Raw genomic sequence first — 24089 nt, 5'->3', positions numbered from 1 at the left:
TGTTGACGTTGTCAACGCCCGTGGCAACGGTGGACAGGACGGCAATGCCGAGGCCCACGAGAGCGGCGGTCAGCACGACCCAGTCAACGGTCACGGCGCCGGATTCGTCTTTGGCGAAGTTTTTGAAAAGCTTGATGATCATAGTAGTCACTCCAGTATCAGATGTCAGGTTCGCTCAGTCTTGACCGGCTTGGACGTTGCCTCGGTTGGCCCTTTGGCTTGGCGCTCAGGGCCCCGTGTCCGCCTCGGTATGAGGATGTTATGGCGGCGCATCGGGGCACAAATTGGGCGGCTGCGCGGTCTTTTCAGGAAGTCTTATGCCTTTTGTGGGCCATTTCAGGGGGGAAAGCGGGCCAGCGCCAGCTGTTGGAGAAAGCAAAAAGGCCGCCCGGTGGGGCGGCCTTTCGCGCGTCAGGGCTTTAATCAGCCGGAGACGTCTTAGTCGATCACGGTGGCGGTCACGCCGTCGCCTTGCGTGGAGAAGGTCTGGCCGGAGGTGAAGGAGGCCGACAGGTCGGTGTTGACGTTGTCAACGCCCGTGGCAACGGTGGACAGGACGGCAATGCCGAGGCCCACGAGAGCGGCGGTCAGCACGACCCAGTCAACGGTCACGGCGCCGGATTCGTCTTTGGCGAAGTTCTTGAAAAGCTTGATGATCATGGTAGGTCCCTCCAAAGGATCTGTGGTTCAGGTTCGCTCGTTTCACTCACCTTGTCGGACTTTCCATCAGGCTTTTGCCGTCTGTCCGCCTCGGTATGACGCTATAAGGCTCCCGGATTGGGGCAAGAGTTGGGCGACCATCGTGCAATTTTAAGTAATGGTGAATTTCGGCCCGAAAACCAGTTAAACAATTGATAATTATCATGAAGTTTTTAAGTGTCCCCTCGGCACTTGTGTGGTTTTCGCCCGGAAACGGGGAGCAACTCACGCTATTGGGCGCAAATTTCTGGCGGCAGGGGCCGAAATTTGCGATGCTCTGCGCCAACAAAACAAGAAAACACACCGAGGCAGAGCAGGAGACCGCAGCATGCGGCGCTTCATTTATGGAACGATGGTCGCGGCCCTCGCCGTTGCCACGCACGCGCTGCCCGCGCCTGCGGTGGCGGAAAGCGCGTGGCCGCAGCAGGATTTCACCTTCAAACGCGTGAAAGTGCCCGAAGCGGGCGCAAAGAAGCGGATCACGGTGCAGATCGACGACTCTGTGCAATGGCCGCCGCCGCCCTTGCCCAAGCGCAAGGAGAGGGATGCTGGCACGGCAGACACTGCTGCCGTTGCGGCCGCTGCGGCTGCAGGTCTGCCCTCGGAGGCGATGACGGGCTGGTTTTGGCGCGGCGTCTCGCCGGATCTGTCTGACAGCGGCCCCGGGCGGCTTGCGCTGGCTGTGTCGCAGCTGCGGCGCGCGCCGGAGGGGCAGGGGATCGGCGTGCCCCGGATGCAGACACTACACGAGATTGCCACGCGCCATGGCACCGAGATCCTGAAGGCCACGATCGGCACGCGTGTCTCTCCCGCGCTGGTGCTGGCGGTGATCGGGGTGGAATCCTCGGGCCGCACGCAGGCCGTTTCCTCCGCCGGGGCGCAGGGGCTGATGCAGCTGATGCCCGCAACGGCAGAGCGGTTCGGCGTGGACGACGTGACGGATCCGGCGCAGAACATCGCGGGCGGGGTGGCCTATCTCGACTGGTTGATGAAGGAATTCGACAACGATCCCATCCTTGTGCTGGCAGGCTACAACGCGGGGGAGAATGCGGTGAAGAAGAACGGCGGCGTGCCGCCCTATGCCGAAACCCGCGCCTATGTGCCCAAGGTGATCTCGGCCTGGACAGTGGCGCGCGGGCTGTGCCAGACGCCGCCGGAACTGGCCACGGATGGCTGCGTCTTCGGGCTCAGAACCGCGTCGCGTTAACCGGCGAAGAGATCTGCGGCGCCAGGGTGTTTGCGCCGTTCGGCGTTCACGAAGGGGCAGAGCGGCACGATCTTGAAGCCATCCGCACGCGCATTCGCAATGAGCGCTTCAAACAGCGCCCGGCCCGCGCCTGTGCCGCGCAGTTCCTCCGGCACGCCCGTGTGATCGGCGATCACCAGCGTGGGGGAGGCGATCGAGAAGGTCAGCTCGGCCTCATGCCCGTCGCGGATCAGGAGGTAGCGGCCCTTGGAGCCGCTGACCTCTTTCTTGATGCTGTCCTCAGACAAGTGTGGCCTCGGTGGAGGCGCGCACCTCGTCCTCGGTGACGCCATCGGCCAGCTCGACAAGCTTCAGCCCGCCCTCGACAACGTCGAAGACGCCGAGGTTGGTGATGATGCGATCCACCACAGCCTTGCCGGTGAGCGGCAGGGTGCATTCTTTCAGCACCTTGCTTTCGCCCTTCTTGTTGGTGTGGTCCATCACCACCACAACACGGCCCACACCGGCTACCAGATCCATCGCGCCGCCCATGCCCTTCACGAGCTTGCCGGGGATCATCCAGTTGGCCAGATCGCCGTTCTCGGCCACTTCCATCGCGCCAAGGATCGCCATGGCGATCTTGCCGCCGCGGATCATGGCGAAAGAGGTGGCGCTGTCGAAATAGGCCGTCTGGGGCAGTTCGGTGATCGTCTGCTTGCCGGCGTTGATCAGGTCGGCGTCGACCTTATCCTCGGTCGGGAAGGGGCCCATGCCGAGCATCCCGTTCTCCGATTGCAGCGTCACTTCGATGCCTTCGGGAATGTAGTTGGACACCAGCGTCGGGATGCCGATCCCGAGGTTCACATACCAGCCGTCCTGCAGTTCCTGTGCCGCGCGGGCGGCCATCTGATTGCGATCCCACATGATTATGCCCCCCGGACCGTGCGTTGTTCGATGCGTTTTTCGTGATCGCCCTTGATCAGGCGGTGCACGTAGATCCCCGGCAGGTGGATGCCATCGGGATCAAGCGAGCCCGTGGGTACGATTTCTTCCACTTCCGCCACGCAGATCTTGCCGCAGGTGGCGGCGGGCACGTTGAAGTTGCGCGCCGTCTTGCGGAACACGAGGTTGCCGGTTTCATCGGCCTTCCAGGCTTTCACGATGGCAAGATCAGCGAAGATGCCTTTCTCCATGATGTAGGTCTGGCCGTCGAAATCCTTATGCTCCTTGCCGTCCGCGATCACGGTGCCCACGCCGGTTTTCGTGTAGAACCCGGGGATGCCCGCGCCGCCGGCGCGCATGCGCTCGGCCAGAGTGCCCTGCGGGTTGAACTCAAGCTCCAGCTCGCCCGACAGATACTGCCGCATGAACTCGGCGTTTTCGCCCACGTAGGAGCTGATCATCTTCTTCACCTGCCGCGTCTGCAGCAGGATGCCGATGCCAAAATCATCCACGCCCGCGTTGTTGGAGGCGAAGGTCAGATCCTTCGTGCCGGCCTCCTTGATGGCCTGCAACAGAAGCTCCGGAATGCCGCAGAGGCCGAAGCCGCCCGCCGCGATGAACATGCCATCCTGCAAAAGCCCGTCCAGCGCTTCCGCAGCCGAGCCGTAAACCTTTTTCATGTCAGATTTCCCGCAATTGCTCTCTCCTGCCCGGTGTTGTGACGTGGCGTCGCGGCGGAGTCAATGAAATGCCGCGCTGCAGCAGAAGAAATATGACAATCCATTCATGTTTTGGCGGGGCAAGATTTCGCAACCCTTTGCCGCATAAGAAAAAGCGGCGCCTAAGCGCCGCTTTGTTATTTCTTGGAGGCCGTTTTCTTGGCCGCTGTCTTCTTCGGAGCGGCCTTCTTCTTGGCACCGCCCTTCTTGCCGGCCTTCTCTGTGATCAGGGCCACGGCCTCTTCCATCGTCACCGCGTTCGGGTCGGTGTCCTTGGGCAGCGTGGCGTTGACCTTGCCCCATTTCACGTAGGGCCCATAGCGGCCTTCCATGATGTTGACAGGGCCGCCCTCCTCGGGGTGTTCGCCCAGTTCCTTCAGCGCTTTGGCCGCCGCACCGCGCCCGCGCCCCGGGTTGGCGCGTTTTTCGGCCAGAAGCTCCACCGCGCGGTTCATGCCGATCTCAAACACGTCGGCCGGATCCTTGAGGTTGGCATAGACCGGTTTGGCCTCATCGGGCAGTTGGTGCATCAGGTAGGGGCCGAAGCGGCCAAAGTTCGATTTGATCTCGCCGCCTTCCGGGTGCACCCCGATCTCGCGCGGCAGGGAGAGCAGCACAAGCGCTTTCTCGAGATCCATATCGTCCTTGGACCAGCCGCGCGGCAGCGAGGCGCGCGGGGGTTTCTTGTTCTCGGGCGTCGGTTCACCGCGCTGCACGTAAGGCCCAAAGCGGCCCGCCTTGAGCCAGATCTCATCGCCCGCATCCTCGCCCAGCAGGCGCTCATCGCCGTCGGCACCTTCGCCCGCGATGGGGCGGGTATAGGTGCATTCCGGGTAATTGCCGCAGCCCACAAAGCCGCCGGTGCGGGAGCTTTTCAGATGCAGCTGGCCGGTGCCGCATTTCGGGCAGATCCGCGGATCGGAGCCATCCTCGCGCGGCGGGTAGAGCTGGGGCGCGAGCGCGTCATCCAGAACGTCCAGCACCTCGGAGATGCGCAGCTCGCTGGTTTCGGCGATGGCGGCGGAGAAATCGCGCCAGAAATTCGCCAGCACCTCTTTATAGTTGCGCTCCCCGGCGGAGACGTCGTCGAGCATGGTTTCCAGATCCGCCGTGAACTCGTAACCGACGTATTTGCGGAAGAAGTTCAGCAGGAAGATCGTCACGATCCGCCCCTTATCCTCCGGGATAAGGCGGTTCTGCTCCTTGCGGACGTATTCGCGATCCTGAATCGTCGTCACGATGGAGGCATAGGTGGAGGGGCGGCCGATGCCGAGCTCTTCCATCCGTTTCACCAGCGAGGCTTCCGTGTAGCGCGGCGGCGGCTGGGTGAAATGCTGATCCGGCGAAACGCTCTGCTTGGCGGCGGCATCGCCCTCGCTCATCTGCGGCAGGCGTTTGTCGTCATCATCGGTGGAGGCGTCGTCGCGGCCCTCTTCGTAGACGGCAAGGAAGCCGTCAAACAGCACGACCTGCCCGGTGGCGCGCAGTTGCACCTGCTGATCGGCGCTGCCCACATCCACCGTGGTGCGCTCAAGACGCGCGCCTTCCATTTGGCTGGCGATGGTGCGCTTCCAGATCAGATCATAGAGCCGACGCTGGTCGGGTTCGAGCTTGGCCAGTTTCGCCGGGTCCAGCATCATATCCGTGGGGCGGATACATTCGTGGGCTTCCTGCGCGTTCTTGGCCTTGTTCTTGTAGATGCGCGGCTCGCCCGGCACGTATTCGGCACCGAATTTGGCCTTGATCGCATCGCGGGCCGCCGTCACGGCCTCGGGCGCCATGTCGATGCCATCGGTCCGCATATAGGTGATGTGGCCGGCTTCATAGAGCCGCTGGGCGGCGTTCATCGTCTGGCGCGCGCCGAAGCCGAACTTGCGGCTGGCTTCCTGTTGCAGCGTTGACGTCATGAAGGGCGGGGAGGGGTTGCGGCTGGCGGGCTTGGCCTCCACCCGCTGCACGGAAAGATCGCGGCTTTCGATGGCGCGCACGGCCAGATCGGCGGCGGATTGGTTGGCCAGATCGTATTTGTCGAGCTTCTTGCCGCCCAGAACCGTGAGGCGGGCCTCGTACTCCTGCCCGCGCGGCGTTTTCAGCAGCGCTTTCACGCTCCAGTACTCGCGGGCCTTGAAGGCCTCGATCTCCATCTCGCGCTCCACGATGAGCCGCAGGCAGACCGATTGCACCCGGCCCGCAGAGCGTGCGCCCGGAAGCTTGCGCCAGAGCACCGGCGAGAGGTTGAAGCCCACCAGATAATCCAGCGCGCGGCGGGCTAGATAGGCTTCGACAAGCTCCATATCCACGTCGCGCGGGTTCTTCATCGCCTCGGTGACGGCGCTCTTGGTGATCGCGTTGAACACCACGCGGCTCACGGCGGTGGATTTCTTGATCGCGCGGCGCTTGGTGAGCGCCTCCTGCAGGTGCCAGGAGATGGCCTCGCCTTCGCGATCAGGGTCAGTTGCGAGGATCAGCGCGTCATCGTCCTTGAGCGCATCCGCGATGGCCTTCACGTGTTTGCGAGAGTCGTTTCCGACCTCCCACGTCATCTCGAATTCGTGCTCGGGATCGACGGATCCGTCCTTCGGCGGAAGATCCCGCACGTGGCCGTAGGACGCCAGAACGGTGTAGTCGCTTCCCAGATATTTGTTGATTGTCTTGGCTTTGGCCGGGGATTCGACAACGACGACGGGCATGAAATTCCTCTCGACTCTTCCACGAGCTTATGGCGGCGCAAAATGTGGCCGCGAATTGTGGAATGTCAATGCCGCGATTTCACAAGGGTTTTCAGCTGAGCGAGATCAGGCCGCCCGGCGCGCGGTGGATCTTGCCCTCCAGTTCCAGTGTCACAAGTTCCGGCCCGACGGCCTCGGCGGGCAGCTTCAGATCGCGGATCAGTTGATCTTCGGCCACGGGGGAGGGGCCGAGGGTGGCAAGGATCTTGCGGTGCAGATCGGCATGCGGAATGCGCGGGGCGGCGGCATTGGGCGCCGTGTCGGGCAGGGGCAGGCTGCCTTGGGGCGGATGGGCCGGGCCGATGACCTCCAGCACATCTTCCACCCCGCGCACCAGGGTGGCCCCGTCGCGCAGCAGCATGTTGCAGCCCGAGGCGCGGGCGTCGAACGGGTGGCCGGGCACCGCCATGACCTCGCGGGACTGATCTGCCGCAAAGCGGGCGGTGATCAGGCTGCCGGAACGCGCGGCGGCCTCCACCACGACTGTGGCGCGGCAGAGGCCCGAGACGATGCGGTTGCGGCGCGGGAAGTTACGCGCCTGCGGGTAAAGCCCCATGGGCATTTCGCTCAGGATCGCGCCGCGTTTGGCAATATCTGCCGCAAGGGCCGCGTTTTCCTTCGGATAGATCACATCCGCCCCGCCGGCAAAGACGGCCAGCGTGCCACCAGCGAGGGATTCGGCATGGGCCACGGCGTCGATCCCGCGCGCGAGCCCCGAGACGATCACATAGCCGGCTTCGGAAAGCCCTGCCGCCAGCCGCCGCGCCATGCGGGTGCCGAGCGAGGAGGCGTTGCGCGCGCCGATCAGGGCGACGGCGGGGCGGGTGAGCAGGGTTGGATCGCCGCGCAGCCAGAGCAGGGGCGGGGCATCGTCCAGCTCCCGCAGCAGGGGCGGGTAGGTGGGATCGGTGTGCAGAATCATCTGCGCGCCGGCGGCGCGTGCGGCGGCGCATTCGGCGCGGGCGGCCGCCTCGCTGAAGGGATGGTAATCGCTTAAGCCGGCAGCGCGGGCCACGCCTGGCAGGGCCTCCAGCGCGGCTTCGGCGCTGCCGTGTTCCGCGAGCAGGCGGTAAAAGGTGGCCACTCCCACGCGGTGGGAGCGGATCAGGCGGAGCCACGAGACCCGGCCACCTTCCCCGGAGGGTGAGGTGAGTGGGGGGTGGGGCGAAGCGGCATCTTCGGGCATCGTGGCTCCCTTGGCTTGCAAGGAAGATCATGCGCCCGGTTGGTTAATGGCTTCTAAACAGTAGGCGGAAAATTTTCCCTATCGCGCGGAGCCGCCCACGGTGAGCCCGCCCAGAAGCAGAGTCGGCTGGCCCACGCCCACCGGCACCCATTGGCCCGCCTTGCCGCAATTGCCGACGCCGGGATCCAGCGCCATGTCGTTGCCGATGGCGCGGATCTGTGTCATCGCGGTGGGGCCGTCGCCGATCAGGGTTGCGCCTTTCACCGGCGCGCCCACCACGCCATTCTTCACACGGTAGGCTTCCGTGCAGGAGAAGACGAATTTGCCGTTGGTGATGTCTACCTGACCGCCGCCAAAGCCCACGGCGTAGATGCCGTCTTTCACCTCGGCCACGATCTCTTCCGGTTTGGCCTCACCGCCCAGCATGTAAGTGTTCGTCATCCGCGGCATCGGCGCATGGGCGTAGCTTTCGCGCCGCCCGTTGCCGGTCGGGGCCACGCCCATCAGTCGCGCGTTCTGGCGATCCTGCATGTAGCCCACCAGCACGCCGTCCTCGATCAGCACGTTCTTGCCCGAGGGCGTGCCCTCATCGTCAAAGCTGATCGAGCCGCGCCGGTCCGGGATTGTGCCGTCATCGAGCACCGTCACACCCTTGGCCGCCACCTGCTCGCCCACGCGGCCCGAGAAGGCCGAGGTGCCCTTGCGGTTGAAATCGCCTTCAAGCCCATGGCCCACGGCCTCGTGCAGCAGCACGCCGGGCCAGCCCGGCCCGAGCGCCACGTCCATCGCGCCCGCAGGCGCGGGCTCGGCGCGCAGGTTCACCAGCGCGATCCGCAAGGCCTCGCGCGCGGCGGACTGCCAATGGGCGGGCTGCACCAGCTCGGTGAGCCCCGCGCGCCCGCCGCCGCCGTGGTTGCCGGATTCGCGGCGGCCGTTTTCCTCCACGATCACTGAGACATTCACCCGGCTCATCGGGCGCGCATCCACCACCCGCACCCCGTCCGGGCGCAGGATCTCCACCTCCTGCATGGCGGCGGCGATGGTGGCCGACACCTGCACCACGCGCTTATCAAGCCCACGGGTGAAATCGTCGATCTCGCGCAGGGTTTCGATCTTGGCCGGGAAGCTGGCCTGCGCAATAGGGTTCTCATCAGAGTAGAGCCGCAGGTTGCTGGCCTTGGGCGCATCGGCCCATGTGCCGCCGCCATCGCCCACCGCCAGCCGTGCTGTTTCGCTGGCGCGTTTCAGGGCCTGCTCGCTGATCTCTGTGGAATGGGCGTAGCCGGCGGTTTCGCCCCGCACGGCGCGCAGGCCGAAGCCTTCGGAGGCGTCGTAGCTCGCCGTCTTCACGCGCCCGTCGTCAAAGACCAGGACCTCCGACCGGCGGCGTTCCAGGAACAGCTCGCCATCATCCGCCCCTGCCGTCGCCGCCTGCAGGATGCGCAGCGCCGCCGCCTCGTCCAGCTTGGTTTCAAAGGGGCGGAAAGGGGCCTCGGTCATGGGGTAAAACTCCTGATTTACAAGGACGCGCAACCACAAGCGGCTGTTTGCCGCGCAAGAGGTGCTTGTTCGCTCCGCATTAATATGGTTTCAAGCGCTCCGAACACAATGGGATTCCGGCCGGTGAGGGCCGGATGCGTCGGCAGTGGGGAGCTGCCGATCTGCGAACAGGAAACGGACATGCGACTTCTGAACCTTCTTTCGGGCCTCTGGGCAGCAGTTCTGGCAACGATTCTGGCAACGGGGGCTTTCGCGCAGGACGCGCTGGGCGATCTCGAAGTCATCGGTAAGCCGATCCCGAAGGGCACGGGCTTCCAGCCCGCCGCCACCGAACTGGCACGTGACCTCCAGTGGCTGGACGGCTTCCTTCTGGTGATCATCACCGTGATCACCCTCTTTGTCACGGCGCTGCTGGCCTATGTGATCATCCGCTTCAACCGCAAGCGCAACGCTGTTCCGGCCACCTTCTCCCACAACACGCCGGTTGAAATCGCCTGGACCGTGGTGCCGATCGTCATTCTGCTCGTCATCGGCTCCTTCTCGCTGCCGATCCTATTCAAGCAGCAGGAGATCCCGGAAGGCGACATCAACATCAAGGTGACGGGCTACCAGTGGTATTGGGGCTACGAGTACACCGACCACGAGTTCGGCTTCGACAGCTTCATGCTGGGCCGCAACGCGCTGGCCGAGCATGGCTACGCCGAAGACGAATATCTTCTCGCCACCGACACCGCCGTTGTCGTGCCGATCAACAAGACGGTTGTGATGCAGGTGACGGGTGCTGACGTGATCCACTCCTGGACGATCCCCGCCTTCGGCGTGAAACAGGACGCCGTGCCGGGCCGGATCGCCGAACTGTGGTTCAAGGCCGAGAAAGAAGGCATCTACTTCGGCCAGTGCTCCGAGCTGTGCGGCAAGGATCACGCCTATATGCCGATCACCGTGAAAGTGGTGAGCGAAGAGGCCTATGCCCAGTGGCTGGACGGCGCGATTGCCGAATACGCCGGCAAGCCGCTTCCGGTGAAAGTTGCTTCCGCTGACTAACGACAAGGCGTGAGGCACCCTTAAGCGGGTGCCTCCACCATGAGAGAGCCAGACCATGACGGATACCAGCTACGACATCCAATCCAAGGCCGGCCCGCAAGAGGCCGGCTTCGGTGACTATTTCGCGCTGCTCAAGCCGCGCGTGATGTCGCTTGTCGTCTTCACGGCTTTCGTCGGGCTTCTGGTCGCGCCGACACCGGTGCACCCGTTTGTCGGCTTCTGCGCCATCCTGTTCATCGCCATCGGTGGCGGAGCCTCCGGCGCGCTGAACATGTGGTACGACTCCGACATCGACGTGGTGATGAAGCGCACCAAAGGCCGCCCCGTGCCGGCGGGCAAGGTGGGCCGCGAGGAAGCCTTCGCCGTTGGCATCGCGCTCTCCTTCATGTCGGTTGTCATGCTGGGCCTCGCCTCCAACTGGGTTGCCGCGGGCCTGCTGGCCTTCACCATCTTCTTCTACGTCGTGATCTACACGATGTGGCTCAAGCGCTGGACGCCGCAGAACATCGTGATCGGCGGTGCCGCCGGGGCCTTCCCCCCGATGATCGGCTGGGCCGTGGCCACCGGCGGGATCAGCATCGAAAGCGTGCTGATGTTCGCCATCACCTTCATGTGGACCCCGCCCCACTTCTGGGCGCTCGCGCTCTTCATGAACGACGATTACACCAAGGCCGGCGTGCCCATGCTCACCGTGACCCACGGGCGCAAGGCGACGCGCACGCATATCCTCGTCTACACGCTGCTGCTGGCTGTCGTGACGATCGGCATTGCCTTCACCTCCATCGGCGGCCCGGTTTACACCGTGACGGCCGTGGCCATGAATGCCTGGTTCATCTTTGGCGCGATCGGCCTGTGGCGGCGCGACGAAATGACCGCCGAGGCTGATGGCTACAAGGCCGAACGCGCTTTCTTCAAAGTGTCGCTGCTCTATCTTTTCCTCCACTTCCTCGCGCTGCTGGCCGATGCCGCGCTCGGGGTGATGGGCCTTTGGGCTTGATTGGGGGCTAGGATGGCAATCTCCAAGGATCACGAACTTCACACCCGCCGCTTCAGCCGCAACCTTGGGGTTGGGCTGTGCCTGATCGGGTTCGTGGCCATTGTCTTCGGGCTGACCGTTGTGAAGGTCACCCGTGGCGATCCGATGCAGGGATTTGACCATGCTCCTCGCCCCGAAATGGTGGAGAGCAACTGATGGCGATGACCGGCAAGAAGATGACTGGCAAACAGAAATCCGTGGCAGCGACCCTTGGCGTGGTGCTGCTGTTTGGCTCGCTGGCCTGGGCGGCCGTGCCGTTTTACGACTGGTTCTGCCGCGTGACGGGCTTTGGCGGGGTGACAAACACCGCAGAGGCCGGCTCGGACGTGATTCTCGACAAGACGATCAAGATCCGCTTCGACGCCTCCCTTGAGCGCGACATGCCGTGGACGTTCAAACCGGTCGAGCGCGAGATGGAGATCAAGATCGGCGAGACGGGTCTGGCCTTCTACGAGGCCCACAACCCCACCGACAAACCCATCGCCGGCACCGCCAGCTACAATGTCGCCCCCTATTCGGCGGGCAACTATTTCACCAAGATCGATTGTTTCTGCTTCGAGATGCAGGTGCTGCAGCCGGGCGAAACCGTATTGATGCCGGTGACCTTCTTCGTGGATCCGGAGATCGTCAACGACAGGGAAGCGAAGTATACTGGGCATATCACGCTCGGCTATACTTTCTATGAAACCGACTTGCCCGAGGAAACCGCCGCCGTGAAAGTGCAGCGGACGGGCGACGACAGTTAGCGCGAAATGAGGGACGGAAACGAACATGGCGCACGCTAAAAACCACGATTATCACATCCTGCCGCCTTCCATCTGGCCGCTGCTCGGCGCCCTGGGCGCTTTCGTCATGCTCTTCGGCGCTGTTGTCTGGTTCCATGACAACGGCCCGTGGATGTTCCTGATCGGCCTTGTCGGCGTGCTCTACGTCATGTTCGGCTGGTGGAAAGACGTTATCGCCGAGAGCCAAGCCGGCGATCACACGCCCGTCGTGCGCATCGGCCTGCGCTACGGCTTCCTGATGTTCATCATGTCCGAAGTCATGTTTTTCGCGGCTTGGTTCTGGTCCTTCTTCAAGCACGCCATGTACCCGATGGGCCCGGAAAGCCCGGCGGTGGACGGCGTCTGGCCGCCGGTCGGCATCGAGACGTTTGATCCCTGGCACCTGCCGCTGATCAACACGCTGATCCTGCTGCTCTCTGGCTGTGCCGCGACCTGGGCCCACCACGCGCTGGTGCATGAGAACAACCGCAAGGATCTGCGCAACGGCCTGATCATCGCCATCATGCTGGGTGCGATCTTCACCGTGTTCCAGGCCTATGAGTACAGCCACGCCGCCTTCGGCTTCTCCGGCAACATCTACGGCGCCAACTTCTTCATGGCGACGGGTTTCCACGGCGCACACGTGATCATCGGCACGATCTTCCTGTTCGTCTGCCTGCTGCGCGTTCAGGCTGGCCAGTTCACGCAGGAAAAGCACGTCGGCTTCGAGGCCGCCGCTTGGTACTGGCACTTCGTGGACGTTGTCTGGCTCTTCCTCTTCGCCGCCGTCTACATCTGGGGCTCCTGAGCCCTAGCGCCGGGCGCTGAACATTCAGCGCCCGCATCTGGAAATGGCAAAGCGCGGAGCCTGAGGCTTCGCGCTTTCGGTTTGAGTAGGGATGCCCTTCGCAGTGTTCAAACGGATCTTCCTTCCGCTTCTCTTCGGCCTCGGCGGGGCCGCCATTCTGATTTCGCTCGGGACATGGCAATTGCAGCGCCTCGCGTGGAAAGAGGCGATCCTTGCCGAGATCGACACGACGATCACCGCCGCCCCCGTGCCGGTGCCCGAGGCCCCCACGCAGGACGCGGATCAATACCTTCCCGTTACAGCCACGGGCACGATCACCGATCAGGAAATCCAGATCCTTGGCAGCGTGAAGAAGATCGGCCCCGGCTACAGGATCGTGAGCGCCTTTGAGTCTGAGGACGGCCGCCGCCTGCTGCTGGATCGCGGCTGGGTCGCGCTGGAGGCCAAGAACGCCTCGCGCCCGCCGGTGCAGGCGCAGATCACCGGCAATCTGCACTGGCCCGACGAGATGACCTCCTCAACGCCCGAACCGGATCTCGTCGCGGGCATCTGGTTTGGCCGCGACATCCCGGCAATGGCCGCGCATCTGAACACCGAGCCCGTGCTGATCGTTCTGCGCGAAACGTCGGAAACGGAACAGGTCACGGCGCCCTTCCCGCTGGACTCCTCCGGCATTCCCAACGATCACTTGGAATACGTCCTCACGTGGTTCGGGCTCGCGATTGTCTGGTTGGGGATGACAGCGTTCCTGCTCTGGCGTATCAACCGCAAAACCCTTTGAAGGCACAGGCGACAATGAAATACACTTCCACCCGCGGCAAAGCTCCTGAACTTGGGTTCGAGGATGCCATGCTCACGGGGCTGGCCCGTGACGGCGGCCTCTACATTCCGGCCGAGATCCCGACCATGAGCAAGGGCGACATCGCCGCGCTGGCCGGGCTGTCTTACGAAGAAATCGCCTTTCGCGTGATGCGCCCCTTCATCGGCGATGCTTTCACCGACGAGGATTTCGCCGAGATCATCGAGAAGGCCTACGCGGGCTTCGGCCATGCCGCCCGCGCGCCGCTGGTGCAGCTTGGCCCCAATGATTTCCTGCTGGAGCTGTTCCACGGCCCGACGCTGGCGTTCAAGGATTTCGCCATGCAGCTGATCGGCCAGCTCTTCCAGGTGGCGCTCAGCCGCCGGGGCGAGAAGGTCACGATCGTCGGCGCAACCTCGGGCGACACCGGCTCTGCCGCGATTGAGGCCTTCCGCGGGCTCGACGCCGTGGATGTGTTCATCCTCTTCCCCAATGGCCGCGTCTCTGAAGTGCAGCGCCGCCAGATGACGACGCCTTCTGAGGCCAACGTCCACGCGCTCGCGCTAGAGGGCGATTTCGACGATTGTCAGGGCAAGCTGAAGGATATGTTCAACGATTTCACCTTCCGCGATGAAGTGCGGCTGGCGGGCGTGAATTCGATCAACTGGGCCCGCGTGCTGGCGCAGGTCGTATACTACTTCTCCTCCGCCGTGTCGCTCGGCGCGCCGCACCGCGAGGTGAGCTTCACCGTGCCCACCGGCAACTTCGGTGACATCTTCGCGGGCTACATCGCCAAGCGCATGGGGCTGCCGATCAAGGATCTGGTGATCGCCACCAACCAGAACGACATCCTGCACCGCACGATGGAAACCGGCGCCTACACCACCCAGAGCGTCCATCCCTCCATCAGCCCCTCGATGGACATTCAGGTCTCCTCCAACTTCGAGCGCGCGCTCTCCTTCGCCTATGGCGGCGACGGCAATGCCGTGGCGCAGCTGATGGACGAGCTGAAAGCCAAGGGCGCTTTCCCGGTGTCCCAAGGCGCGCTGCAGAGCTTGCGCGAAACCTTCGCCTCGGGTCGTGTCTCCGAAGAGGAAACGCTCGCCGCCATGGCCCGCTTCCACAAGACAACGGGCGAGGTGCTCTGCCCGCATTCGGCCATCGCCGCCGAAGTGGCCGCCCGCCGGGGCACGGAAGCCACGCCGATGATTGCACTGGCCACGGCCCACCCCGCCAAATTCCCCGATGCGGTGGAACGCGCCTGCGGCCTGCGCCCCGCGCTGCCCGCCCGCATGGCCGATCTGTTCGAGCGCCCCGAGCGCCTGACGGAAGTGCCCAACGATTTGGCCGCGCTCGAAGCGCTGATCCGGGAGCGCCGCGCGAAGTGACTGTAGAAATCGCCCGCCTGCCCAACGGCGTCCGCGTCGTGACCGAGCATATGCCGGGGCTGCAATCGGCCTCCATCGGCCTCTGGATCACCGCCGGGGGCCGCCATGAGCGCGTCGAACAGAACGGCATCGCCCATTTCCTTGAGCATATGGCCTTCAAGGGCACCAAGCGGCGCAGCGCGCTGCAGATCGCCGAGGCCATCGAGGATGTGGGTGGCTACATCAACGCCTACACCAGCCGCGAGATGACGGCCTATTACGCCCGTGTCCTGTCACAAGATGTGCCGCTGGCGATGGATGTGCTCTGCGACATCGTACTGAACCCGGTATTCGATCCGAAAGAGATCGAAGTAGAGCGCGGCGTGATCCTGCAGGAGATCGGCCAAGCGCTCGATACGCCGGATGACGTGATCTTCGACTGGCTTCAGGAAGAGGCCTACCCGAACCAGCCCATCGGCCGCACGATCCTTGGCCCCAGCGAACGCGTCCGCGCCTTCACGCGCGGCGATCTGGCGGGCTTCGTGGCCGAGCAATACGGCCCCGAACACATCATCCTCGCCGCCGCTGGTGGTGTGGATCACGACGCCATCGTGCGCGAGACCGAGAAGCTGTTCGGCCATCTGGAGCGCAGCACCGAGCAGCCCACCGAGGCAGCCGCCTTCCGGGGCGGCGAGCGCCGTCAGGTGAAGGATCTGGAGCAGGTGCATTTCACGCTGGCCTTCGAAGGGCCGGGTTACCGAGATGATGCCATCGAATGCGCGCAGATCTTCACCACAGCCTTCGGCGGCGGCATGTCCTCGCGGCTGTTTCAGGAGGTGCGCGAGATGCGCGGCCTCTGCTACACGATCTTCGCCCAGACGGGGGCCTATGCCGACACCGGCCTCACCACGATCTACGCCGGCACCAGTGCGGCGCAGATCGGCGAGCTGACGGATCTCACCATTGACGTGCTCAAGCGCAGCGCCGAGGAGATGACGCAAGCCGAGGTGGAGCGCGCCCGCGCCCAAATCAAGGCGGGGATGCTGATGGGGCTGGAAAGCGCCTCGGCCCGGGCCGAGCGGCTGGCGCGCATGGTGGCGATCCGCGACCGTGTGCCGAGCCTTGAGGAGACGGTCGAGCGCTTCGATGCCGTCACCCTGCAGGACACGCGCGATTTCGCCGCCCAGATGATCGAGGCGCAGCGGGTGGCGATGGCGCTCTACGGGCCCGTTGAAGCCGCGCCGGGGCTCGCGCAGGTCACGAAGAGGCTCGCGGCCTGATGCTTGGGCGCAGGCGCAAACTCCGGCTCGCCTCCGAGCGGCTGTTGCTGCGCCTGCCCGTGCATGGCGATTTTCGCGGCTGGGCCAACCTGCGGCAGGAAAGCGCGGAGTTCCTGAAGCCCTGGGAGCCGACATGGTCGGAGGCCCACCTGACGCGCAAGAGCTTCACCAATCGGGTGTATTGGGCGCAGCGCAGCGCGGCGCAGGATACGGCGGTGCCGCTCTTCCTGTTCCACCGCGAGCACGGCGGGCTGATCGGGGCCATCACGCTGGACAACATCCGCCGTGGCCCGGCGCAATCGGCCACGCTCGGCTATTGGGTCGGCGCGCGCCACGCCCGGCAGGGCTATATGGCCGAGGCCATCGCCGCCGTGGTGCATCACGCCTTCCACGAGATGGATCTTTCCCGCATCGAGGCCGCCTGCCTGCCCGAAAACGCCGCCTCGCGCGGGGTGCTGGAGAAATCGGGCTTCAAATACGAAGGCGTGGCCCAGAGCTACCTGCAGATCAACGGCCGCTGGCGCAATCATGTGCTCTACGCCAATCTGCGGGGCGATCGGCGCGGCAAGACTTTGGCCGGATAGCGCCTCCGCCGCCCATTCCGTGACTTTGCGGCCAATTCCCCTATCCTGATCTGCAGGGAGGGAACGCCGATGCTGAAACACCTGATCGCCTGTGCCGCCGCCAGCCTGCTGGGGCTCACCGCCGCCAGCGCGCAGGAGCGCCGCCCGAGCCACTGTATCGCGCTGGCGGAGTCTGCACCCGGCATCGCCTACCTTCAGAAGGCTTCCTTCCTGTCTCCGGTTGAGGAAGACAGCCTGCGCATCACCTATGTAAACCACGCGACCTTCCTGCTGCAAACCGCGGGAGGGCTCAGCGTGGCGACCGATTACACCGGCTATTTAGGGCTCGTGAATTTCGTGCCCGACGTGGTGACGATGAACCACGCCCATTCAAGCCATTGGACAGCGCGCCCCGATCCGCGCATCCCCCATGTGTTGCGCGGGTGGGGCGATGGCCGCACGCCGGCCGATCATCACCTCGATCTGGGGGAAATGCTGATCCGTAACGTGCCCACCGATATCCGCAGCCGGTATGAGAGCGATTTCGTCGAAACCGGCGGCAATTCGATCTTCGTCTTCGAGGTGGCGGGCCTCTGCGTGGGCCACCTTGGCCACCTGCACCACGAACCGGACGCCGCGCAATACGCCGCCCTTGGACGGCTCGATGTGGTCATGGCGGCAGTGGACGGGGGCATGTCGCTCGACACGCCAACGATGATGAAAGTGCTCACGCGCCTGCGGGCCTCGGTGGTGATCCCGATGCATTGGTTCGGGCGCGCGACGCTGGAAAGTTTTCTGGCCGGGATGAGCGAAAGCTACGCCATCGAGCGCTCCGCGAAGGCAAGCTACACCGCCAGCCTCCGGACCCTGCCGCGCCAACCCACCATCGTGGTCTTGGAGCCGGCTTTTCTGCTGGAGGAAGACTTCTGACTTGCGAAGCCCCGGCCTGCATGCATGGTGCGTTCAAGATCTGAAGGAACGCCTATGCTGAACCCCGCCGATGACGCCTTCCGCGCGCAGCTCGCCGCCGCGCTGCCCGAGCGCCTGTTTCGCCCTCTGACGCCCGCCTATCTGGAAGAACCGCGGGGCCGCTATTTGGGGCAGGGCGGGGTGCTGCTGGCTCCGGAGACGACGGAGCAGGTGTCGGAGATTGTGAAGCTTTGTGCGCCAGCCCGCGTGGGCGTTGTGCCCTTTGGCGGTGGCACGGGGCTCGTGGGCGGGCAGATCATGCCGGAAGGCCCCGCGCCTGTGATCCTGTCGCTGGAGCGGATGATCCGGATCCGGTCCGTCTATGCGGAGGAAAACCTGATGATCGTGGAGGCCGGGGCCATCCTGCAAGAGGTGCAGGCGGCTGCGGCCGCGGCGGACAGGCTGTTTCCGCTCTCTCTGGCCTCGGAAGGCACCTGCCGCATCGGCGGCAACCTCGCCACCAATGCCGGCGGCGTGAACGTGCTGCGCTACGGCAACGCGCGCGATCTCTGCCTTGGGCTTGAGGCTGTGCTGCCCGATGGACGTATCTGGAACGGTCTGAAACGGCTGCGCAAGGACAACACGGGCTATGATCTCAAGAACCTGCTGATCGGCGCGGAAGGCACGCTCGGCGTGATCACCGCCGCCACGCTGCGCCTGTTTCCGCGCCCGCTGCAGGAGGGCACGGCGCTCTTCGTGGTACGCGATCCGGCGGCAGCGCTGGAGCTGCTCTCGCTCTGCCTCGCGCAGGCCGGGGGCGGGGTGAGCGCCTTTGAGCTGATCCACCGGGAGGGGCTGAATTTCCTTTCTGAAACCATGCCTGAATTGCGCCAGCCCTTCGCCGAGCGCCCCGAGTGGATGGCGCTGGTGGACCTTGGCCTTGGCCGCGGCGAAGCGCCCGCCGCGCTGCTGGAAGCCGTCTTCGAAGAGGCGCTTGACGCAGGGCTCGTCACGGACGGGCTGATCGCGCAGAACGAAACCCAACGCGCGGCCTTCTGGGCGGTGCGTGAAACCATCCCGCTCGCCAACCGCAAGATCGGTTCGATCTCCTCCCATGACATCTCGGTGCCGGTGGGGCGGATCGCCGCTTTCATCACCGAGGCCACAGAGGCGATGGCCGCGCTCGGCCCGGTGCGGGTGAATTGCTTCGGTCACCTGGGCGATGGCAACCTGCATTTCAACGTCTTTCCGCCGCAAGGCAAATCGCGCGCCGATTTCGATCACCTGCGCCCCGCGGTCAAACGCGGCGTGCATGATCTTGTCGCGGCCTATGACGGCTCTGTCTCTGCCGAGCACGGCGTGGGCAGACTGAAGGTCGACGATCTGGAGCGCTACGGCGATCCGGCGAAACTCGCCACCATGCGCGCCATCAAAGCTGCGATGGATCCGTCCGGGATCATGAACCCCGGCGCTGTTCTGCGCGCCTGAGTTGGGGCCCCACTTTGTTCTGAAAATATCCCCGCCGGAGGCATGAAGTCTCTGGCGCTTCGCGCCAGACCGGGGCGGGGGCTCTGCCCCCGCACCCCCGAGGTATTTGAGGCGAGAGGAAGGGGATCAGTCCTCGTTGATGTCGCGGTCCCAGATTTTGATCTGCCCTTTGCGGGTGCCGAAGGCCCGGCGCAGGAGGACCCAGGCGAGGCCGGAGAGCAGGGCGAAGACAACGAGTGTGAGCGGAAGCGAGGCGGCCAAGGTGGCGCTGGCGGCGCCGGGGAGCAGGAAGATCAGCCCCACGAGGGCTGCGCCGATGGCGAAGCCCAAGAGGATGAAGCCCGGGATGAGCACTTCAAGGATCGCCAGCACCAGCCCGGCGGCGATCCAGAGCCACCAGATCGCCCACATCAGCCTTTGCCTTTCAGCATGGTGAAGGCATTGGCGAAAGCGTCCATCGCGTTTGCAGGCACGACGACGGTTTGTTTGCCTTCGCCTTTGCCGAGTGCGACGAGGGCTTCAACCTGTTTCAGCGCCACCTGGTATTGCGCGGCTTCAAGCCCGTTGTCGCGGATGGCGGCGGCCACGACGCCGGTGGCATAGGCTTCGGCATCGGCGGAGATCCGGCGCGCCTTGGCGGTTTGTTCGGCGGCGTAGAGCTCGGCGTCGGCCTGCAATTCCACCGCCCGTTTGCGCCCCTCGGCCTCGGTGACCTGCGCGCGGCGGGCGCGTTCGGCGTTGAGCTGCTGCAGCATCGCTTCGCGCGTGGCCTGATCGAGGTTCACGTCGAGGATCTCGGCGCGGGTCACTTCAATGCCCCAGTTGTCCACCGCATCCTCCACCTGCTGCTTGATCGAGGCGATCAGCTGCTGGCGGTTGGACTGCACCTCATCGAGTTCCATTTCCCCGATGCCGGAGCGCACGATCCCGGCCACCGTGGTGGCGATGGCGGCGTCCACGTCGCGGATGCGGTAGACCGTCTTTTCCGGCTCAAGGATGCGGTAGAAGACCGAGGTTTCCACCTGCACCAGCACGTTGTCGGCGGTGATTGCGTCCTGCGTGGCGTTGGGCAGCTGGCGTTCGAGGATCGAGATCTTATGGCGCACCACGTCGAGGAAGGGCACGATGAAGTTGATCCCCGGCCCCAGCACGGAGCGCAGGCGGCCGAAGCGTTCGACCACGTATTTTTCCGATTGCGGCACGATCTTCACGCCCTTGGCGATGCAGATCACGAGGAAGATCGCGAGCAGGATCAGGGGCAGGCCTTCGTCGGGCAGAAGGCTGAACACATCATCGGGGGTCAAAGGGCTTCTCCGTAAATCGCTTCATAGACAAGCATATGGCGACTTAAGGCGCGAATTCAAAGCCCTTCGAACGCGCAGAGCGTGTAGACATCCATGCCCATTGCCTCCAGCCGCTCGCGGCCGCCCAGATCGGGCAGGTCGATGACGAAGGCGCAGCCGATGATTTCGGCCCCGAGCCGCTCCACCAGCTTGATACCGGCTTCCGCCGTGCCGCCGGTGGCCAGAAGATCATCTACGATCAGCACTTTCTCGCCCGGCTGCAGGGCGTCATCGTGGATCTCCACGATCGCTTCGCCGTATTCCAGCGTGTACTCCTCGCTGATGGTGGTGCCGGGCAGCTTGCCCTTCTTGCGCACAGGCACGAAGCCGACCGACAGCTGGTGAGCGATGGCACCGCCGAGGATAAAGCCGCGCGCCTCCAGCCCGACAACCTTGTCGATCCGCTCCCCGGCATAGGGGTGCAGCATCTGGTCGATCGCCATGCGAAAGCCGCGCGGATCGGCGAACAGCGTTGTCACGTCGCGGAACAGGATCCCCTCGTGGGGGAAGTCCACGATTGTGCGGATGTAGTCTTTTACGTCTTTTTTCATGGCGCTTGTCCCTGCCTATTTCTGGCGATTCGCTGTTGCTCGCGCAGCCTATGCGGGTGAGGGGCGGGCTTGCAACGCAAGGGATCGGGGAAGGCAGAGGGATCAGGCGCTTAGCTGGCCTTGTCGACCGAGATTCGCGGTATGGGCGAGTTTTTGCTATAATGCTCGCATTTAAAGGCAATCATTTCAGAAGGACGTTCCCATGTTCAGGCTCACTGTACTGGCGCTTTTGGCGCATCTAACCCTTGCCACCGGACCTGCCATCGCTTGCGAGGCCGGGTACCACAATTGCGGTGGCTCCGTGTGCTGTCCGGATTGAGGGAGGGTGGCATGCCAGAGACATTCAACTGGAAACGCTACGCGCTGCTGGGTGGCGCGCTGTGCGTCGCAGCAAGTTTTGCCTACGGCAAGACGCATCTGATGCAAACCGGGGAGGGGGATTTCCTCTTCCTCAAGAAATTTGTCAGCGCGCAGGAAGTGGTGGAGCCGAAACCGGGCCATGCCTATGCCTTCCACCTGAGAAGCCGCGTGTTCGAGCGCACCCCGATCTGCGTGAAGGAAAACGCGGATCTGAAGACGTCCGTGGAGACGCTGGGCTTCATCAGCCGCAACACGGTTGGCGAGAACTTCAACGATGCCGTAGATAGCATGTCGGGCTGGCTTGGAGAAAACGTCGTGACCTTCCTGAAGGCGGAAGGGGCCCAGAAGAAGTGGATCCTGAGCCAGCAGTTCGATGCGAGTTTCCGCAGCAAGTTCCGTGAGGATTGCCTGCCAGCCATTGAAGAGCGGCTGGCGAATGGTGCCTATAGCGTGTTCATCGTGGATTCCGTTCTGCGCGATCCGGAGAAGAACAACGAACCGAGGATCGTTGTGTTCAAGCCCGAGCCGCTGAAGCCGGAAGCCTGCGATGCCACCTGCGAGAGGCTCGCCCAGCTTGACACTTTGCTGAAGCCCGGATGGGCGACCAAGCTTAAGGTTCGTATGGAGTGGGTACGGGTGAACTGAGGCTCATGCCGCCCGCCTCAGGCTGGCGGTCAGCACGCCCATGCCGATCAGCACGGCCCCGCCGCCGCGTGTGATCCATGTGAGGATCGCCGGGCGCGCGATGACGCGGCGCAGGCGGTCGGCGGCCAGCGCGTAGGCCAGCGCGTTCAGCGTGGCCAATGTCACGAAAGTGGCCACGAGCACGGCGAACTGCGGCAGCAGCGGCGCTTCTGTCCGCACGAACTGCGGCACGAAGGCGATGAAGAAGGCAATGGATTTCGGATTCAGTGCCGTCACCACCGCGTTATGGGCAAAGACGCCGCGCGCCGTCACATCGGCCTGTGGCACTGCGAGGCCTTCGGTGGGCGCGGAGCGGATCAGCTTGATCCCGAGCCACACCAGATAGGCCGCGCCGACCCATTTCAGCACCGTAAACAGCGTGGCCGAGGTGGCCACCAGCGCGCCGAGCCCTGCCAGCGAGAGTGTCATGGCGATGAAATCGCCTGTCGCCACACCGGCCGCCGAAGCCACCGCCACCGAACGCCCCTTCGACAGAGCGTAGCTCAGCACCAGCAGAACGGTAGGGCCGGGGATGAGCAGCAGCGCCGTGGAGGCGGCGACAAAGGCGAGCCAGAGTTCGAAGGACATAGCTTTAGCTTTCTGTTTGCCTTACCCAAGCAGCCGTCCGGCCACGGCGTCAAGCTTGGCCATCAGGGCCGGATCGCGTTTTTCGGGCGCGGTGAGAATGGCGAACTCCAGCGCTTTGTCACAGCCGTGCGGGCAATCGGCGCGCTCTGCGCCCAGAAGGGCGGGCAGGCGGGCCACGAGGCTGCGGGCCTTGTCGGCGTTGCCCATCAGCGTCTTGATGATCTCGCTCACATCCACTTCGCCGTGGTCGGGGTGCCAGCTGTCATAGTCGGTGATCATGGCGACGGAGGCGTAGCAGAGCTCGGCTTCGCGGGCGAGCTTGGCCTCGGGCATGTTCGTCATGCCGATCACGTCACAGCCCCAGCTTTCGCGGTACATCTTGCTCTCGGCCAGCGTGGAGAACTGCGGGCCTTCCATCGCCAGATAGGTGCCGCCCCGGTGGACGGTGATGCCGGAGGCTTTGGCGGCCCCCTCGCAGGCATCGCCAAGGCGCGGACAGGTCGGGTGCGCGACGCTCACATGGGCCACGCAGCCAGTGCCGAAGAAGCTTTTCTCGCGCGCGAAGGTGCGGTCGATGAACTGGTCCACGATCACGAAATCGCCCGGCGCCATATGCTCGCGGAAAGAGCCGCAGGCCGAGACGCTGATCACATCCGTCACGCCGAGCCGCTTGAGCGCGTCGACATTGGCCCGGTAAGGCACCGTGCTGGGCGAATGCACATGGCCGCGCCCGTGGCGGGGCAGGAAGGCCATCTTTACACCGTCCAGCGTGCCGGTGAGGATCTCGTCGGACGGCGCGCCCCAGGGGCTTTCCACCGCCTGCCATGTGGCGTTTTCGAGCCCGTCGATCTCGTAGAGGCCGGAGCCGCCGATCACGCCGATCATGGTGTCTGTCATTTTGCTCTCCTTTGCCGCGCTCAGGCGTCGTCCGGGCGTTTCAGGGTAAAGACTTCCGCCACGCGGGTGTAATCGCGGTAGCCGAGGCGGGCCAGCGGCTGGAAGGTGGTGATGTCGAAAGCGCCGTCCTTCAGGCAATCGTCGCGCATGTGCACGCCCACCACCTCGCCGATGGCCATGTAGTTGGAGGGGCCGCGCAGCTTCACCACCTCCACGAGGCGGCATTCCAGTGCGGCCGGTGCGCCAGCGACCATGGGGCAGTCGATCTCGCGGCACTGGGCCTTCTCGATGCCGACGCGGGCGAATTCATCCACCTCACGCTCATAGGCGCCGGAGGTATCGCTCATGGCCTGAAAGGCCGAGAACTCCACGATGTTGACGCAGAAGACGCCGGTTTCCTCGATATTTCCGAGGCTGTCCTTGCCGCGCGGGCGGTCGGGCTTGTCGGAGGTGGAGGCAAACATCACCTGCGGCGGCGTGTAGGCGATGGCGTTGAAGAAGGAATAGGGGGCGAGGTTGTCGCTGCCATCTGCACCCCTGCTGGAGATCCAGCCGATCGGGCGTGGGGTAACGATGGCGTTGAACGGGTTGTGCGGCAGGCCGTGGCCTTCATGCGGGCGATAGAACATCTAGGCTTCCTAATGGTT

Annotated in this window: 27 protein-coding genes; 13 read left to right on the top strand and 14 right to left on the bottom strand. The window is 64.2% G+C overall.

Annotated features, from left to right (window positions below; translation table 11 throughout):
- Together KVX96_RS19225 and KVX96_RS14830 are read right to left on the bottom strand one after the other, a co-directional pair.
- Positions 1-142: Flp family type IVb pilin (locus KVX96_RS19225; RefSeq protein WP_409977130.1), on the bottom strand; the 142-nt coding region annotated here is incomplete at its 3' end.
- A gap of 296 nt (positions 143-438) precedes the next feature.
- Positions 439-660, bottom strand: coding sequence for a Flp family type IVb pilin (locus KVX96_RS14830; RefSeq protein WP_261195340.1), 222 nt, complete (start codon positions 658-660; stop codon positions 439-441).
- A 367-nt stretch (positions 661-1027) separates the two neighbouring features.
- On the opposite strand from KVX96_RS14830, the gene KVX96_RS14825 reads away from it, so the two are divergent.
- A complete protein-coding gene (locus tag KVX96_RS14825) occupies positions 1028-1906 on the top strand; it encodes a lytic transglycosylase domain-containing protein (RefSeq protein ID WP_261195339.1) in 879 nt (292 codons plus the stop codon).
- Here the strand turns inward: KVX96_RS14825 and KVX96_RS14820 are convergent.
- The 6 genes from KVX96_RS14820 to tldD form a co-directional block, all read right to left on the bottom strand.
- Positions 1903-2193 carry a GNAT family N-acetyltransferase gene (locus KVX96_RS14820; RefSeq protein ID WP_261195338.1) on the bottom strand — a complete coding sequence of 97 codons (291 nt, stop codon included), beginning with the start codon at positions 2191-2193 and terminating at the stop codon, positions 1903-1905. The genes KVX96_RS14825 and KVX96_RS14820 overlap by 4 nt on opposite strands.
- Positions 2186-2812, bottom strand: coding sequence for a CoA transferase subunit B (locus tag KVX96_RS14815; RefSeq protein ID WP_314733132.1), 627 nt, complete (start codon positions 2810-2812; stop codon positions 2186-2188). Before KVX96_RS14815 ends, KVX96_RS14820 begins: the two co-directional genes overlap by 8 nt.
- Positions 2812-3507, bottom strand: a complete 696-nt coding sequence (locus tag KVX96_RS14810) for a CoA transferase subunit A (RefSeq protein WP_261195336.1) — start codon at positions 3505-3507, stop codon at positions 2812-2814. The genes KVX96_RS14815 and KVX96_RS14810 overlap by 1 nt, the downstream gene beginning before the upstream one ends.
- Positions 3508-3683: 176 nt before the next feature.
- Positions 3684-6236, bottom strand: a complete 2553-nt coding sequence (gene topA / locus KVX96_RS14805; protein WP_261195335.1) for a type I DNA topoisomerase — start codon at positions 6234-6236, stop codon at positions 3684-3686.
- 91 nt (positions 6237-6327) lie between these two features.
- Complete coding sequence (dprA, locus tag KVX96_RS14800) at positions 6328-7461, bottom strand: DNA-processing protein DprA (RefSeq protein ID WP_261195333.1); 1134 nt, start codon at positions 7459-7461, stop codon at positions 6328-6330.
- 78 nt (positions 7462-7539) lie between these two features.
- Positions 7540-8961: a metalloprotease TldD gene (gene tldD / locus KVX96_RS14795; protein ID WP_261195332.1), complete on the bottom strand. Its 1422-nt coding sequence runs from the start codon at positions 8959-8961 to the stop codon at positions 7540-7542.
- 180 nt (positions 8962-9141) lie between these two features.
- On the opposite strand from tldD, the gene coxB reads away from it, so the two are divergent.
- The 11 genes from coxB to KVX96_RS14740 all read left to right on the top strand — a co-directional run bounded on the left by coxB (position 9142) and on the right by KVX96_RS14740 (position 19019).
- The gene (gene coxB, locus KVX96_RS14790; RefSeq protein WP_261195330.1) at positions 9142-10005 is read left to right on the top strand and encodes a cytochrome c oxidase subunit II; all 864 of its coding nucleotides are present in this window, start codon (positions 9142-9144) and stop codon (positions 10003-10005) included.
- A gap of 55 nt (positions 10006-10060) precedes the next feature.
- Complete coding sequence (gene cyoE, locus KVX96_RS14785; protein ID WP_261195328.1) at positions 10061-11002, top strand: heme o synthase; 942 nt, start codon at positions 10061-10063, stop codon at positions 11000-11002.
- A gap of 12 nt (positions 11003-11014) precedes the next feature.
- Positions 11015-11197: a hypothetical protein gene (locus KVX96_RS14780; protein ID WP_261195326.1), complete on the top strand. Its 183-nt coding sequence runs from the start codon at positions 11015-11017 to the stop codon at positions 11195-11197.
- 5 nt (positions 11198-11202) lie between these two features.
- Positions 11203-11787, top strand: coding sequence for a cytochrome c oxidase assembly protein (locus KVX96_RS14775; RefSeq protein ID WP_261195464.1), 585 nt, complete (start codon positions 11203-11205; stop codon positions 11785-11787).
- Between the two features lie 25 nt (positions 11788-11812).
- On the top strand, positions 11813-12613 hold the full coding sequence (locus tag KVX96_RS14770) for a cytochrome c oxidase subunit 3 (protein WP_261195324.1): 801 nt from the start codon (positions 11813-11815) through the stop codon (positions 12611-12613).
- A gap of 103 nt (positions 12614-12716) precedes the next feature.
- Complete coding sequence (locus tag KVX96_RS14765; protein WP_261195322.1) at positions 12717-13394, top strand: SURF1 family protein; 678 nt, start codon at positions 12717-12719, stop codon at positions 13392-13394.
- 14 nt (positions 13395-13408) lie between these two features.
- Positions 13409-14800: a threonine synthase gene (gene thrC, locus KVX96_RS14760; RefSeq protein WP_261195321.1), complete on the top strand. Its 1392-nt coding sequence runs from the start codon at positions 13409-13411 to the stop codon at positions 14798-14800.
- Positions 14797-16059, top strand: a complete 1263-nt coding sequence (locus KVX96_RS14755; RefSeq protein ID WP_261195319.1) for a M16 family metallopeptidase — start codon at positions 14797-14799, stop codon at positions 16057-16059. The genes thrC and KVX96_RS14755 overlap by 4 nt, the downstream gene beginning before the upstream one ends.
- Positions 16059-16643, top strand: a complete 585-nt coding sequence (locus KVX96_RS14750) for a GNAT family N-acetyltransferase (protein WP_261195318.1) — start codon at positions 16059-16061, stop codon at positions 16641-16643. Before KVX96_RS14755 ends, KVX96_RS14750 begins: the two co-directional genes overlap by 1 nt.
- A gap of 69 nt (positions 16644-16712) precedes the next feature.
- The gene (locus tag KVX96_RS14745) at positions 16713-17552 is read left to right on the top strand and encodes an MBL fold metallo-hydrolase (RefSeq protein WP_261195317.1); all 840 of its coding nucleotides are present in this window, start codon (positions 16713-16715) and stop codon (positions 17550-17552) included.
- A 54-nt stretch (positions 17553-17606) separates the two neighbouring features.
- Complete coding sequence (locus tag KVX96_RS14740) at positions 17607-19019, top strand: FAD-binding oxidoreductase (RefSeq protein ID WP_261195316.1); 1413 nt, start codon at positions 17607-17609, stop codon at positions 19017-19019.
- A gap of 126 nt (positions 19020-19145) precedes the next feature.
- On the opposite strand, the gene KVX96_RS14735 is transcribed toward KVX96_RS14740, so the two are convergent.
- The 3 genes from KVX96_RS14735 to KVX96_RS14725 form a co-directional block, all read right to left on the bottom strand.
- A complete protein-coding gene (locus tag KVX96_RS14735) occupies positions 19146-19430 on the bottom strand; it encodes an NfeD family protein (RefSeq protein WP_261195315.1) in 285 nt (94 codons plus the stop codon).
- Positions 19430-20296: an SPFH domain-containing protein gene (locus KVX96_RS14730; protein WP_409977129.1), complete on the bottom strand. Its 867-nt coding sequence runs from the start codon at positions 20294-20296 to the stop codon at positions 19430-19432. The genes KVX96_RS14735 and KVX96_RS14730 overlap by 1 nt, the downstream gene beginning before the upstream one ends.
- 83 nt (positions 20297-20379) lie before the next feature.
- A complete protein-coding gene (locus KVX96_RS14725) occupies positions 20380-20913 on the bottom strand; it encodes an adenine phosphoribosyltransferase (protein WP_261195313.1) in 534 nt (177 codons plus the stop codon).
- 330 nt (positions 20914-21243) lie between these two features.
- On the opposite strand from KVX96_RS14725, the gene KVX96_RS14720 reads away from it, so the two are divergent.
- Complete coding sequence (locus tag KVX96_RS14720) at positions 21244-21918, top strand: hypothetical protein (protein WP_261195312.1); 675 nt, start codon at positions 21244-21246, stop codon at positions 21916-21918.
- Between the two features lie 3 nt (positions 21919-21921).
- Here the strand turns inward: KVX96_RS14720 and KVX96_RS14715 are convergent, their stop codons facing one another.
- Genes KVX96_RS14715 through KVX96_RS14705 form a run of 3 tightly spaced genes read right to left on the bottom strand, consistent with a single transcriptional unit; the run spans position 21922 to position 24071 of the window.
- Complete coding sequence (locus KVX96_RS14715) at positions 21922-22545, bottom strand: LysE family translocator (protein WP_261195310.1); 624 nt, start codon at positions 22543-22545, stop codon at positions 21922-21924.
- Between the two features lie 21 nt (positions 22546-22566).
- Positions 22567-23442: an S-methyl-5'-thioadenosine phosphorylase gene (locus KVX96_RS14710; RefSeq protein WP_261195309.1), complete on the bottom strand. Its 876-nt coding sequence runs from the start codon at positions 23440-23442 to the stop codon at positions 22567-22569.
- A gap of 20 nt (positions 23443-23462) precedes the next feature.
- Positions 23463-24071: a flavin reductase family protein gene (locus tag KVX96_RS14705; protein ID WP_261195308.1), complete on the bottom strand. Its 609-nt coding sequence runs from the start codon at positions 24069-24071 to the stop codon at positions 23463-23465.
- Positions 24072-24089 lie beyond the last annotated feature (18 nt).

The organism is Pseudoruegeria sp. SHC-113 (assembly GCF_025376885.1).
Classification (GTDB): domain Bacteria; phylum Pseudomonadota; class Alphaproteobacteria; order Rhodobacterales; family Rhodobacteraceae; genus Pseudoruegeria.
The sequence above is the reverse complement of the archived record's forward strand: the minus strand, read 5'-3'. Positions and strand labels throughout refer to the sequence as shown.

Excerpts from the sequence above, each read along its gene's own strand:
- KVX96_RS14735 (WP_261195315.1), bottom strand. The coding sequence starts at position 19,430 with ATGTGGGCGATCTGGTGGCTCTGGATCGCCGCCGGGCTGGTGCTGGCG.
- KVX96_RS14810 (WP_261195336.1), bottom strand. The coding sequence starts at position 3,507 with ATGAAAAAGGTTTACGGCTCGGCTGCGGAAGCGCTGGACGGGCTTTTG.
- KVX96_RS14740 (WP_261195316.1), top strand. The coding sequence starts at position 17,607 with ATGCTGAACCCCGCCGATGACGCCTTCCGCGCGCAGCTCGCCGCCGCG.
- KVX96_RS14775 (WP_261195464.1), top strand. The coding sequence starts at position 11,203 with ATGACCGGCAAGAAGATGACTGGCAAACAGAAATCCGTGGCAGCGACC.
- KVX96_RS14780 (WP_261195326.1), top strand. The coding sequence starts at position 11,015 with ATGGCAATCTCCAAGGATCACGAACTTCACACCCGCCGCTTCAGCCGC.
- topA (WP_261195335.1), bottom strand. The coding sequence starts at position 6,236 with ATGCCCGTCGTCGTTGTCGAATCCCCGGCCAAAGCCAAGACAATCAAC.
- KVX96_RS14825 (WP_261195339.1), top strand. The coding sequence starts at position 1,028 with ATGCGGCGCTTCATTTATGGAACGATGGTCGCGGCCCTCGCCGTTGCC.
- coxB (WP_261195330.1), top strand. The coding sequence starts at position 9,142 with ATGCGACTTCTGAACCTTCTTTCGGGCCTCTGGGCAGCAGTTCTGGCA.
- KVX96_RS14750 (WP_261195318.1), top strand. The coding sequence starts at position 16,059 with ATGCTTGGGCGCAGGCGCAAACTCCGGCTCGCCTCCGAGCGGCTGTTG.
- thrC (WP_261195321.1), top strand. The coding sequence starts at position 13,409 with ATGAAATACACTTCCACCCGCGGCAAAGCTCCTGAACTTGGGTTCGAG.
- KVX96_RS14745 (WP_261195317.1), top strand. The coding sequence starts at position 16,713 with ATGCTGAAACACCTGATCGCCTGTGCCGCCGCCAGCCTGCTGGGGCTC.
- dprA (WP_261195333.1), bottom strand. The coding sequence starts at position 7,461 with ATGCCCGAAGATGCCGCTTCGCCCCACCCCCCACTCACCTCACCCTCC.
- KVX96_RS14770 (WP_261195324.1), top strand. The coding sequence starts at position 11,813 with ATGGCGCACGCTAAAAACCACGATTATCACATCCTGCCGCCTTCCATC.
- KVX96_RS14715 (WP_261195310.1), bottom strand. The coding sequence starts at position 22,545 with ATGTCCTTCGAACTCTGGCTCGCCTTTGTCGCCGCCTCCACGGCGCTG.
- KVX96_RS14705 (WP_261195308.1), bottom strand. The coding sequence starts at position 24,071 with ATGTTCTATCGCCCGCATGAAGGCCACGGCCTGCCGCACAACCCGTTC.
- KVX96_RS14830 (WP_261195340.1), bottom strand. The coding sequence starts at position 660 with ATGATCATCAAGCTTTTCAAGAACTTCGCCAAAGACGAATCCGGCGCC.
- tldD (WP_261195332.1), bottom strand. The coding sequence starts at position 8,961 with ATGACCGAGGCCCCTTTCCGCCCCTTTGAAACCAAGCTGGACGAGGCG.
- KVX96_RS14720 (WP_261195312.1), top strand. The coding sequence starts at position 21,244 with ATGCCAGAGACATTCAACTGGAAACGCTACGCGCTGCTGGGTGGCGCG.
- KVX96_RS14725 (WP_261195313.1), bottom strand. The coding sequence starts at position 20,913 with ATGAAAAAAGACGTAAAAGACTACATCCGCACAATCGTGGACTTCCCC.
- KVX96_RS14710 (WP_261195309.1), bottom strand. The coding sequence starts at position 23,442 with ATGACAGACACCATGATCGGCGTGATCGGCGGCTCCGGCCTCTACGAG.
- cyoE (WP_261195328.1), top strand. The coding sequence starts at position 10,061 with ATGACGGATACCAGCTACGACATCCAATCCAAGGCCGGCCCGCAAGAG.